Source organism: Anaerovibrio sp. (assembly GCF_051866355.1).
GTDB lineage: Bacteria > Bacillota > Negativicutes > Selenomonadales > Selenomonadaceae > Anaerovibrio.
Map to the genome: position 1 here is coordinate 1 of NZ_JBJDWZ010000107.1, position 12,378 is coordinate 12,378.

Below are 12,378 nucleotides of genomic sequence, written 5' to 3' on the forward strand. Positions count from 1 at the left end.
ATCTGCGAAGGATTCTTCACCATTCCATCCTTTTTTGTCAGTTCCCCATTTCCAGTCTAAGCCTGCATGAGCCTTCCAGCCGTTGGTCATCTGGCCGTCAACATTCAGGAACAGCTCTTTTTCCCACCAGGTATTGCTGTCAGTGATGCCCTTCATTGCTTTCTGTGCAAAACAACCGCTTACCTTCACATTATCAGACTTTTCCTCAAGCCTTGTTACGCGGATGCCGATGGAGTCCAAATCCTCGGAGAATTCAGCGGTCAGCTTTTCAATCATGGCCTTCTGCTCGTTGTTGGCTATCTTCTCATGGGAGCGGGCGCTGGCAATGAGCTGTGCCATCTCATAACGGGTAACGGCGCGGTCGCCGCGGAAGGTTCCATCGCCGAAGCCGGTAACAATGCCTTCTTTGTTCAGCTCGGTGATAGCCTGTACAGCCCAATGGTCAGCAGGTACATCAGAGTAGAGTACCTCGGCGGACTGAGCGGCGTATGCTGAAGTAGTGGCCCCAATCATCAGTGCAGATACAACACCCAGCATAAGTTTTTTGTTAGTTTTCATTTAAATAACCCCTTTTCTCAATAAAACATGACGTATAATTTAAATGTCATATCATTTCATCGACAGCTATAATATAACATATGCCTTAATACATTGTCAACTAAAAGAGATGAGATTTTTTATAAAAAGAATTTAATATACAGATAAAGGTAAAATTCTTTAAAAATAAAAGATATAACTTTTATTGACACAATAAAGATAGAAATAGTATAATAAATGCGAAAAGAGGGTAAAACAAGAGGAAATACCAATCTATTCTGAAAATAAGAGGGGAGAATTACTTAATGAGAAAAAATTGGCTGAAGAAAATTATTCCTTTGACGTTATCTGCTGGAATTTTGACGGCTGTACCTGCCTTTACCCAGGATGTGCCGCCAATGGGGATTGTCAGCATGGCAGAGGCTGCCGCACCGGCGGCTGTGCAGTGGCATGCAGGCAAGGACATGGCAGGCTGGAAGTTCGGCGGTGTCTGGGCGTACAACGGTGAGCCGGAGATGGCGGCCGACAGTGCCTTTGGCGGTTCTATCCGCATCGGTGCGGATTTTACCGGTAACGTCAATGACGGCTGGAGCGAGCTGAAGCTGGAGAATGCAGGAGCGGCGGCCTGCCAGCTGGATTTGAGCGGCTACAATACACTTTCCTTCAACCTTTACTATAAGCCTGACAATATGACCCAGGGCAGCTTCAAGCTGAAGCTGTATGTAAAGTCTACTGATGAGCAGGAGGTTATCAACCTGTGCCCTGATGTGGACTTGAGCAAGGGAAAGGATGCAGGAAACGGCATGAAGTGCGTGCCTGTGCAGGTGAACTTCAAGCCGGTGGAGGCAAAGACAGCCTATTTCTGCCTTAGCCTTGTGGGATGCAACACGGATTACAAAGGGGATTTTTACATCAATGGACTGCAGCTGACCGGGGAGAAGCTGCCTGACGGCTACGTGGATGTGCGGACGGCTGTGAAAAAGCAGGACAGGGTTCAGCTCAGCCAGTTGCAGATACCGTCCGGGGCCGGGCTGGTTGATGCTCAGGCAACTCCGGAAGCGGCACAGCTCTTTGCCTATCTCAAGGGAATTGCCCAGAGTGACAAGGTTCTCTACGGCCATCAGAACGAGCTTCATAAGAAGGTAGGGAAGAGCCTGCCGGGAGCATCCGATACGGAGGATATGACAGGAGACCATGCGGCTGTGCTGGGCATGGATTCCCTTGCCCTGACCGGCAACGAGCTGTCATTGACGGATGATGAGAAGGCAAGGGGGATGACCCTTGCCCGGAAGCTGGCGGATATCTACATTCCGGCGGCTAAGAAGGGGGCAATCCTCACCATGTCCTGCCACATGCCGAATTTTGCCGAGGTAAAGAAGCGCCCGCTGGTGAATGGCAGGTATGATTTTGATGGCTATTCCCCGAACAATCTTGAGGGAAATGTAATGCAGAGGATTCTGCCGGGTGGTGACCTGAATGATGTGTACAGGGCATATCTTGATATGGTGGCAGAGTTTGACAGCAAGCTGCAGGCGGCCGATGTACCGCTGATTTTCCGTCCGTTCCATGAAAACAACGGCTCCTGGTTCTGGTGGGGTGCTTCCAGCTGTACGCCGAGCGAGTATAGGAACGTGTTCCGCTATACGGTAGAATATCTTCGTGATGTCAAGGGACTGCACAACCTGCTCTATGCTTATTCTCCGGGCGGCCCGCTGGTGGATGAGGCTGATTATCTGTCACGCTATCCGGGTGATGCCTTTATTGATGTGGCAGGCTTTGATATGTACCACAGAAATCCGGCGGCAGAGGATGCCTGGATGGACGGCTTTGCCCAGACTATGGGCGTGGTAGGTGATTTTGCTGAAAAGCATCACAAGGTTCCTGCCGTTACCGAGGTGGGTATGCTCTATGGCAACAGCGCACTGGTGGTAAAGGGCAACACGCGCCCTGACTGGTTTAATGAGGCTTTGGAGCGTATTTCTCCGCAGGATATGGCCTACTTCATGACCTGGTCAAACTTTGATGAAACGAATTTTGACCAGCCGTACATGGTGACAAAGAAGCGAGGCCATGAGCTGGTCAATGGCTTTATTGATTTCTATAACAGGCCTGAATCCGTGTTTATGAAGGATTCTGCTGACTACAGGCAGCTTGAGGTGACGGCCGGTGCCGCAAAGGCAGGCTATGGCTATCTGCTGGCGCCTGGCTCCTATGCGCGTGTGCTGGATGATTTGCAGATTGAGGCCAGGCTGGGCGGCGAGGCCGGTGCCGTAAAATTTGTGCTGGCAGGCAGTCAGGGCGACGTTTTGGCCGAGCTTCCGGCCCGGCAGGAGAATGGCCTGGCCAGGGCTGTTCTCAGCAGGGCGGACATCGAAAAGCTGGGAGCACAGGTGGCCAGCCTTGAGGTGGTTGTGGCTGGCGAGGTGTCTGACAGCGTGCCGGTACTGCTGAACATGCCTGCACCAGCGCCGAATCCGTTGCTGGTGGATGATTTTGACAGCTATTATGGCGATAATGGCCTGCTGGGCGGCACCTACAATGCCAATACCGGCTCCGGCTGTACCGTGACGCCACAGCTTTCCAACGTGAAAAATGGCGGCGAGGCCGGGCTGGCTTTCCGCTACAGCATTAACAAGGGCGGCTATGCAGGTATTGTCAAGAGCCTGAAAGGGGCTGACTGGAGCAGCTGCAGTGCAGTTCAGCTCTGGGTCAAGCCTGACGGCATGGGGCAGAAGCTGATTATCCAGCTGAACAGCAACGGCGAGGATTTTGAGGTGGATTTGAGCCAGCTGGCAAAGTCCACGGAGGCACAGGTGGTTACACTGCCATTTGCAGACTTTAAGGGTAAGAACGGCGGCACCTTTGATCCTGCCAGCGTGAAGCATTTTGCCATCTACTGCAATACCATCGGTGACGAAGCTGTCAATTCCGTGATGTACTTCGACGATGTCAGGGCTGTAAAGCAGTAAATTTATATAATGAGTACAAGGGGATGCTGTAGCTGCTGTTTGATTCCGGCAGTGCGGCATCCTTTTTGGCGGGGGATTTTTTAACTTTATACGAAAAATGTATTATGAATATGCAAAAATGACCTATTGAACACGTTTTGTTGAACGCATATATTGCACAAATTTTGCAAGTATTATATAATTTTTTCTAGGAGATAGATACTAAAACAAGGGGGAATTAAGATGGACCAAATGACAATACGCCAAAAACTGTATGCAGTATTTGGTGTGCTTATTGGAATATTCGCCTGTGTAAGTGTATATTCCGGGTATAATCTTTACCAGATTAACAATGGGGCGATGAGGATTGCCACGGAGCACATGAACAGCGTGCTTTCCTTGTCCCAGGCCAGCAGCTCCCTGTCCGTGTACAGGCAGTGCGAGTATGCCATGGCCTCCGCGCCGACCCTGTCCGGTCAGGTGTATGCGGCGCAGGAAATGCGTAATCTGGGCAATCAGCTGGATATTGCTTTTGACGGCATCGAAGGAAGTATGGAGGGCGAAAAAGGGGATGCCTTCAGGCAGATGCGTCAAAAGTGGGAGGCGTACCGCAAGAGCGATGCCAATCTGGAACAGCTGGTAGGTGCCGGTAAGGCCCAGGAGGCGCTGTTGCATATTGCCAAGACGGAGAACGCCTACAATGAGGTGAACTGGGAGCTGGGTCTTGTAGTTGACGGGCACAAGGATTTTATCCAGCAGGAGGTTAATGACGCGGCGGCCCGCTATGAGCAGGCCAAGGTGACGCTGATTGTGTCCACGCTGGTAGTGCTGGTGCTGTCCGGCTTCATGGCCGGTGCGCTGGGCAAGTCCATCAACAATTCCGTATCGTATCTGATGGGGATTTCCAAGGAGGTGGCCAAGGGCAACCTCACCGTGCCTGTGGAGGTCAGAACCCAGGATGAGTTTGGCATCCTGACCGGCGCTTACAAGGATACGGTGGAAAATCTGCACAAGCTGATTAAGAGCATTCAGGAAACGGCTGAGCAGGTGGCTTCCTTTGCCGGTCAGCTGACGGAGAATGCCAGCCAGTCAGCCCAGGCCACACAGCAGGTAGCTATTTCCATCAGCAAGGTGGCTGGCTCCGCTTCCCTGCAGGGAGAGAGCGTAGGCACCTCCATGGCGGAGATTCATGCCATGGCTGATGAGCTGCACGGCTTTGAAAAGAAGGCGGAAACCTCCAGCGAGGCCGCCAAGCATGTGGACAGCATCGCCCAGCAGGGACGCACCTCCGTTGTGGGGGCTGTGGAGCAGATGGCGGAGATTGCTGATTCTGTTACAAAGTCTGCAGAGGTTATCAAGCTGCTGGCAGAGCGTTCCACGGAAATCGGCCAGATTTCCGATACTATCTCCAATATTGCCGGGCAGACCAACCTGCTGGCCCTCAATGCGGCCATTGAGGCCGCCCGTGCCGGTGATGCAGGCCGTGGCTTTGCTGTAGTTGCCGAGGAGGTCAGAAAGCTGGCAGAGGAGTCCGACAAGGCGGCCCAGCAGATTGCTACCCTGATAAGCTCCATTCAGAAGGAAACCCAGCAGGCTGTTGAGCGCATGGAGCATGGCACCCAGAAGGTGGAGAGCGGCAGGGCGGTAATCGCCGATGCCGGAGAGGCTTTCAAGACCATTACGGAAGCGGTGGAGGATCTGGCGGAGCAGGCCGAGGGCATACTGCAGGGAGCAAGGCTGTCGGCAGGCAAGGCAGAAAAGCTGGTAGGCGTTATGGAGAATATTCACACCGCCAGCACGGAGGTTGCTTCGGAGACGGAGTCTGTTTCGGCGGCTACCGAGGAACAGTCGGCCTCCATGGATGAGGTGGCTTCGGCAAGCCACAAGCTGTCCGAGCTGTCGCAGACCTTGCAGGATGAAGCGGCCAAGTTCAGGATTTAAGGAGGGCAGGAAGATGAAGAAGATTACGTTATTTATAGCTCTTGCCCTGCTTTGCCTGGGGGCATTGTTTGCCGCCGGCTGTGGCAATGACAAGGGCCAGAAGCATATTGCCATGGTGTTCTCCCACGAGCCGAACCGCTGGACGCAGGGCGCCCAGATGATGAAGGAGGCCTTGGAAAGGGATGGAATGAAGGTGGATTTGTATGTGTTTGACACGGATGAGTCCCAGACCACCTGCCTGCAGCAGGCAGTGGATTCCAAGCCTGACTGCATCGTGCTGGCCGGTGGTGAGAGCAAGAACTTTACCAAGGCGCTGGCAGAGGCTAAGGAAAACAGCATTCCGATTATTGACTATGACAGCCTGACGGCGGATACGGATGCCATCAATTACTTTGTAACTTTTGATAATTATGGCGTTGGTGAGGCTATGGGCAAGTACATCGTCAAAAAAATGAACCTTCAGACCGGTGCCGGGCCGTACAACATCGAGTTCTTCTCCGGCAGTGATACGGACAGCAACGCCAAGCTGATGTATCAGGGAGCCTATGACCAGCTGAAGCCGTATCTGGACAATGGCCAGCTGCGTGTGCCGTCCGGCCAGAGCGATTACAATTCCACTGCCACCAGGAACTGGGACAGCAAGGAAGCTAAGGCACGGGCCGAGAAGGTAATCAGCCAGTATTATCAGGGACAGAACCTTGACATTATCGTGGCCGCCTGTGACAGCATCGCCTATGGCGTTATTGACGGCATGGGGGCTTATCAGGGCAGCTGGCCGCTGATTTCCGGACAGGATGCGGATGCCAAGGCGCTGGAATACATTCAGCAGGGCAAGATGGGCTTTTCCTTGAAAAAGGACAGCGCGGTGCTGAACCAGAAATGCATCCGCATGATTAAGGCTGTGGTGGATGGTTCACAGCCGGATGTAAATGATGTCAAGACCTACAATAACGGCGTGATTACCGTACCTGCCTACCTCTGCATACCGCGGATTATTGACAGGGAGAATCTGGCTGACGCCAAGTGACAGTCATGACAGGGGACGTTATGAAACATGGAGAGATGAATCGGCAGGGATTGTAAGCCAATAGAATAAATATCAGGTGACCGGCTGTGCCGGGCTGTTATCAGCAGCAACAGGCAGTACCATCAGGCATATTTCGCCATGGATGGTGCTTGCCCTTGCTGCTGTGGTGTGCGGCCTGTGCGGCCGGTTTTTTATGCAGGCAAAGAATTGGATGAAAAGATGTATATAATAATATATAAAGTTATATCTTTTCTATTGACAGGTAATATAAAATACTATATAATGAAAAACGAAATGAGCAGGAACGAAAGAAAATGGTGGGTATGCTTTCGTTTCCGGCTGTTATTTAAGGGGATTTTTTGATAAAGGGGTTTTATTTTATGAACAAAAAGAAGTTTTTGAGTATGGCAATAGCCTGTGCATTGATGGCATCCAGTTCTGCGGCTCTGGCTGACCCGGTTACCGACGCGGATGATGCGGCCTATGTGGAGCTGACGGCAACGGCTGACAATGCCAGGGCAAAGAGTGAGGCTGTGAGCCCGGAGGAGCTGGAGAAGCTGGCTGTGCCAAAGGCTGATGTGAAGCTGGTGGATAAGAAGGCCACTGCCGAGACGGTAGCCCTGTACCGCTACCTGTCTGCTGTACCAAAGGCTGGCAAGGTGATATACGGCCATGAGAATGACGCCCATCACAAGATGTTCCGTCCTGCAGGCGGCTCCGAGTCCGATACCAAGGACGTGACAGGCTCCCTGTCGGGCATCGTGGGCTTTGATGCTCTTTCCTTTGTAGGTGATGAACAGCGTCTGGATGACTGTGAGTGGAACATGGGCAAGACCTATGTGGACAAGATGGTGGAGATTACTAAAAAAGCTGCCAGTGAAGGGGCCATCCTCACCCTGTCCATGCACATGCCGAACTTTGATCTGGTGGAAAGGCGGGCGGAAGTGACCGGCTCCCTGCCTGACAACCGCGACCACTACATAAACTATACTACACATATTTCCGAGGGCAATGTGGTACACCGCATCCTGCCGGGCGGCGATTTGAACAGCAGCTACACCGGCTATCTGGACAGGGTTGCCGAGTATGGCAATCGCATGGCTGAGGATGGCGTGCCGATTCTGTTCCGCCCTCTGCACGAGCACAACGGCTACTGGTTCTGGTGGGGCAAGGAGCATAGCTCCGAGAAGGACTTCCAGCAGCTTTGGGAGTACACGGTAAAGTATCTCCGTGATACCAAGGGGGTACACAACTTCCTGTATGTATATTCCCCTAACGGCCATTTCAAGACCGAGGCTGATTATCTTGACCGCTATCCGGGCGACAAGTGGGTGGACATCATGGGCGTCGATACCTATGATGATGACCAGACCGGCCAGTGGTATATTGATTTGTGCGGCGATCTTGATGTGATGGAGAAAGTTTCTTCCAAACATGGCAAGCTGATGACCATTACCGAGGTCGGTGTGCGCAGGGGTGGCAGCCTGGCTGTGACAGACAACGTGGACAAGCAGTGGTTCAGCAAGGTGGCAAAGATTGCTACAGATCACAAGGTGCCTTACTACATGACCTGGTCCAACTTTGAGAAGCTGACAGCCAATTTCTTTGCTCCTTATATGGTCAGCAAGACCCGCGGCCATGAGATGATTAATGAGTTCGTGGATTTCTACAATGAGCCTGCGACCCTGTTCGCAGACGGCATTAACTGGCGCGCCCTGAACAAATAACAGGTGACGGCTGTAACAGATTTTGCACCGTCGGGATGCGCGCCAATGGGATGATGGATACATAAGGGTATATGGGATAAATAAAAAATAAAAGAATCGGGACTGTGCATCGGCAATCGCCGCACACAGTCCCGATTTATTTATTTATTGCCACTGCATGATATCTGCCACCCTGTCCTTCAGGTAGAGGGCGATTTTTTGGGCTCCCTCCGCAGTAGGATGGGTCAGGTCATTGGCATAATCCGCATCCTTTAAGAGCGGTTCAGGTACATTCAGCGGAATGTAGTGGAGATTTTTGTCCCCCTGTGCCTTCAGCTGGTTGATGCTGAGGCATATCCAGTAGCGGATATCCGCCCCGACCCAGGAGGGAACCGGTTCGATGCAGATGATGGCGGCCTCCGGATTGACATTGCGGACTGTCTTTAACAGCTCTGTGTAGCTTTTGATAAACTCAGTCTGCTTTGGTATGCGGGTGGTGCCGTCGATATCAGCGTATATATCCGCCTCAAAATCCGGCTTCTGGTCGATGAAGTCGTTGGTGCCGATACAGATGAGGACGGCATCGACAGGGAACTGCTCGGCGTCCCAGAGCTGGTTGCCCCGGAAGCTGTCAGAGTAGAGTGTCCATTTATACCGGTCGGCGGTATGGACGCGGTTATAGGGGCGTATCTCGTCCCAGTGATGGATGAGGCCCTCGCCGGATACCCCCAGTACACTGTAGTCCGCCTCAAGCATGCGGGCCAGCTGAGGGCCGTAGGCCAGGTCGTTGTCCTCGATGTCGTAGTAGTCGGGATTGGGAATATCCGGCGCAGGTGAGTTTTTTGCTCCGGCGGTGATGGAGTCACCGATGAACTCGATGCGGCGTTTTTTCAGGGCATCCGGGCGCACAATGCAGGCACCGCCATCCAGAATGAACCCCTGAAAACAGGAAATGCCCTGTATTCCCTCAGTCATGCGCACCAGAAGGAGCTTATGGATGCCGGGGGAGAGCTTTTCAGCCAGCGGTGTGGTGCCGACGGCAGGACGGAACTTGCGGAAGGGGCCGTTGTCAATGCTTACCTTCCAGTAGTTTGTCCTGTCCAGCAGCTTTATCCTGATGCTGGTGCCGGTGAAGTTCATCTTGATGTAGACAGCGCCCTGGGCACAACGGTAGTTGTTGGCATCGGTTTTGTCCCAGCGGCCAAAATATTGGATGTGCAGCCTGCCGGGGGAAATGTGAGTGGTGCGGCAGTTGTCGACAGCATTCAGTATCATCTTGTATCACCCTTTATTGCTTGTAGTTTGCTTGGAAGTTTTCCTTGTTGCCTTTATGCGTTGATTTGGCGTAATTCCGCGTCGCGCCTGTATGCACGTCAGGCTGTAAAGTGCAGATATAAAATGCAAATGGGATGGACGCGATTTTATAAATTGGGGAATTTTATCCACGGCAACATTATATAGTCGCAAAGTCATTTTTGTCAATAAAAAGAGTTAAGCAATCAGAATAAAAGATATATCTTTTATTGACATAGTGTGCAATATGTATTATAATTGAGTAAATTATTAAGATTACTGTGCATGAGAAGCAGGAGGATGGATATTGTGGCGATTTTGGGGTTTGATGTAGGCGGCAGCAGCATAAAGTTTTCGGTGATGACCGAAGAAGGCAAGATTCTTCGCAAGGGAAGCATACTGACGCCTGACAATCTGGAGAATTTTTACAGTGAGCTGATTGCGGCCAAGGAAGGGCTGGCCGCATCCTATGAGCTGGAGGGAGCGGCTTTCAGCATGCCGGGGGCCGTGGATGATGAGTCCGGTGTGATTGGCGGAGCCAGTGCCCTGCCGTATATTCACGATTTCAATATCAAGAGGGCTCTGGCTGAAAAGCTGGGAATGCCCGTAACTATGGAGAACGATGCCAACTGTGCCGCGCTGGGCGAGGTGTGGCTGGGCGCCGCCAAATACTGCCAGGATGTGGCTTTTCTGGTTATCGGCAGCGGTGTCGGCGGTGCTGTTGTAAAGGGGCGCCGCGTGCATCATGGCTGTCATCTTCACGGTGGCGAGTTCGGCTTTATGGTGGTGGATGACAAGGGTACTATTCTCAGCGAGGCTGCGTCCACCCGTGCGCTGGCCGAGCGTGTTGCGGTGGCCAAGGGCATGGACAGGAACGCCCTCAACGGCAAGGAGGTATTCGAGCTGCAGGCCAATGGTGACAGGCTTGCCGTGGAAGCCATCGAGGAAATGTATGACCAGCTGGCAAGGGCGGTGTACAATCTCCAGTACAGCCTTGACCCGGAGCTGTTTGTGTTCGGCGGGGCTATCAGTGAGCGCGAGGATTTTGTGGAAAATATAAGCCGTCATCTGCACGGGATTCTGGAGAAGGTGAAGATTGCCAGGGTGCGCCCGCAGGTTGCCAGGGCAGAGTTTGGCAATGATGCCAACCTGATAGGTGCGGTGTATCATTTCCTGCAGCAGAAGCAGTGATTTAGAGCGGCAGGCGGCTTGCTGTTGCCCTTTGATTGTTCTTTTTATATTGTATATTTTTCCTTTTCTGCCATATACGCTTGAGAAATATACTTTTTTGCTATACAATACTTTAGTGCAGTGTTATGGAGGTTATGATATTGCGGAGCTGGCTGCCGTGATTGGCAGTGCAGTCCGGAGCCTTCCGCACTGTGCTGAAGTGTTGTATTTTTTATTTTAGAGGAAAGTGGGAAAGTGTTATGGCTGAAAGTGTCTGGTCTGTACTGCCGCCGATTATTACGATTGTGCTGGCACTGGCAACCAAGGAGGTATACATGTCACTGCTTATCGGTATCTTTTCCGGTGCATTGCTGTATACCGAGTTTAATGTGTTGAACGCGATTATGACCATGTTTGAGGTTATGGCAAACAAGGTCGGGGGCAATATCAACATTCTGGTGTTTCTGGTTATTCTGGGGATTCTGGTGGCGGCGATTACCCGCTCCGGTGCTACCCGCGCCTATGGCGAGTGGGCGGCCAGGACGATTAAAGGACGTCGCAGTTCCATGCTGCTGACCGCCCTTCTGGGACTGGTTATCTTTATTGATGATTATTTCAACTGTCTTACCGTGGGTACGGTAATGCGGCCGATTACTGATAAATTCAAGGTTTCCCGTGCCAAGCTGGCGTATATCATTGATGCCACTGCCGCGCCTATCTGCATTCTGGCACCTGTGTCCAGCTGGGCGGCCGCCGTGGGCTCATCCCTGCCGGAAGGCAGTACCATTGATGGTTTCAGCCTGTTTTTGCAGACGATACCTTTCAATCTGTATGCCTGGCTGACTATGGCGTTTATGCTCTTTATCGTATGCTCCCAGAGGGATATTTTTTCCATGGCGAAATACGTGAAGAAAAATCAGGAGAGGTTTATTGTGCCGGATGAGTACAGGGACAGTGAAGAGGTGGAGCCGGGCGGCAACGGCAGGATTATTGACCTGGTTCTGCCGCTTCTGGTGCTGATTGGCGCATGCGTATATGGCATGCTCTATACCGGTGGCATCCATGACGGTGTAGGGGTTCAGGAGGCCTTTGCCAACTGTGATTCCAGCAAATCCTTGGTGTTTGGCTCCTTTATTGCTTTTGTGTTTACGGCATTTTTGTATCTGCCGCGGGGGGTTATCAGCTTCAGCTCCTTCTGTGAAACCTTTGTGCAGGGATTCAAGGCTATGACACCGGCAAATTTAATCTTGTGCTTTGCCTGGACGCTGTCCGGCATCTGCAGTGACAAGTACCTGAATCTGGGCGGTTATGTGGGACAGCTTGTCAGTGCCAACGCCAGCGTGCTGGTGTTCCTGCCGGCTATTTTCTTTATTGTGGCAATCATTCTGGCTTTTGCTACCGGTACGTCCTGGGGAACCTTTGGTATCCTGATTCCGATTGCTATTGCTGTTATCGGTACCGGTGATTCAAATCTTCTGGTGATTACAGTGGCGGCTATTCTGTCCGGCGCTGTGGGCGGTGACCATGCTTCGCCGATTTCAGATACGACGATTCTGGCTTCGGCCGGGGCGCAGTGCAGTCATATTGACCATGTAAGCACGCAGATTCCTTATGTGATTATTGTGGCAAGCGCCAGCTTTGCAGGATTTTTGGTATCCGGTTTTACCAACAACGGATGGCTGGGACTGGTGACGGCCGCAGTGATTCTGGCAGGGGTCATGGCTGTTATTTACGCCAGGGTTAAGCCGGTGGATGT

8 protein-coding genes are annotated in these 12,378 nt (G+C 52.1%); 6 read left to right on the forward strand and 2 right to left on the reverse strand.

The genetic code is table 11. The features are described 5' to 3' along the window. Positions 1-558, reverse strand: a 558-nt coding sequence (locus ACI3UA_RS05725) for an S-layer homology domain-containing protein (RefSeq protein WP_439723871.1), incomplete at its 3' end; no start/stop codon positions are given. Positions 559-842: 284 nt separating this feature from the next. Here ACI3UA_RS05725 and ACI3UA_RS05730 point away from each other — a divergent pair. The 4 genes from ACI3UA_RS05730 (at position 843) to ACI3UA_RS05745 (ending at position 8,180) form a co-directional block, all read left to right on the forward strand. Further along, the gene (locus tag ACI3UA_RS05730; RefSeq protein ID WP_439723872.1) at positions 843-3,506 is read left to right on the forward strand and encodes a glycosyl hydrolase; all 2,664 of its coding nucleotides are present in this window, start codon (positions 843-845) and stop codon (positions 3,504-3,506) included. Between the two features lie 231 nt (positions 3,507-3,737). Then, positions 3,738-5,426, forward strand: a complete 1,689-nt coding sequence (locus tag ACI3UA_RS05735; protein ID WP_439723877.1) for a methyl-accepting chemotaxis protein — start codon at positions 3,738-3,740, stop codon at positions 5,424-5,426. A gap of 13 nt (positions 5,427-5,439) precedes the next feature. After that, the gene (locus ACI3UA_RS05740) at positions 5,440-6,453 is read left to right on the forward strand and encodes a substrate-binding domain-containing protein (protein WP_439723873.1); all 1,014 of its coding nucleotides are present in this window, start codon (positions 5,440-5,442) and stop codon (positions 6,451-6,453) included. A gap of 380 nt (positions 6,454-6,833) precedes the next feature. Then, positions 6,834-8,180 carry a glycoside hydrolase family 26 protein gene (locus tag ACI3UA_RS05745; RefSeq protein ID WP_439723874.1) on the forward strand — a complete coding sequence of 449 codons (1,347 nt, stop codon included), beginning with the start codon at positions 6,834-6,836 and terminating at the stop codon, positions 8,178-8,180. A 144-nt stretch (positions 8,181-8,324) separates the two neighbouring features. On the opposite strand, the gene ACI3UA_RS05750 is transcribed toward ACI3UA_RS05745, so the two are convergent. Then, the gene (locus tag ACI3UA_RS05750; protein ID WP_439723875.1) at positions 8,325-9,434 is read right to left on the reverse strand and encodes a GDSL-type esterase/lipase family protein; all 1,110 of its coding nucleotides are present in this window, start codon (positions 9,432-9,434) and stop codon (positions 8,325-8,327) included. 318 nt (positions 9,435-9,752) lie between these two features. Between ACI3UA_RS05750 and ACI3UA_RS05755 the strand changes: the two genes are divergently transcribed. Further along, complete coding sequence (locus ACI3UA_RS05755; RefSeq protein ID WP_439723878.1) at positions 9,753-10,643, forward strand: ROK family protein; 891 nt, start codon at positions 9,753-9,755, stop codon at positions 10,641-10,643. 239 nt (positions 10,644-10,882) lie between these two features. Then, positions 10,883-12,378 (forward strand): Na+/H+ antiporter NhaC family protein (locus ACI3UA_RS05760; RefSeq protein ID WP_439723876.1); only part of this gene is annotated, 1,496 nt, incomplete at its 3' end.

Bases quoted from the DNA above. Each gene is read 5' to 3' on its own strand.
- ACI3UA_RS05755 (WP_439723878.1), top strand. From the start codon at position 9,753: ATGGATATTGTGGCGATTTTGGGGTTTGATGTAGGCGGCAGCAGCATA.
- ACI3UA_RS05750 (WP_439723875.1), bottom strand. From the start codon at position 9,434: ATGATACTGAATGCTGTCGACAACTGCCGCACCACTCACATTTCCCCC.
- ACI3UA_RS05745 (WP_439723874.1), top strand. From the start codon at position 6,834: ATGAACAAAAAGAAGTTTTTGAGTATGGCAATAGCCTGTGCATTGATG.
- ACI3UA_RS05735 (WP_439723877.1), top strand. From the start codon at position 3,738: ATGACAATACGCCAAAAACTGTATGCAGTATTTGGTGTGCTTATTGGA.
- ACI3UA_RS05730 (WP_439723872.1), top strand. From the start codon at position 843: ATGAGAAAAAATTGGCTGAAGAAAATTATTCCTTTGACGTTATCTGCT.
- ACI3UA_RS05740 (WP_439723873.1), top strand. From the start codon at position 5,440: ATGAAGAAGATTACGTTATTTATAGCTCTTGCCCTGCTTTGCCTGGGG.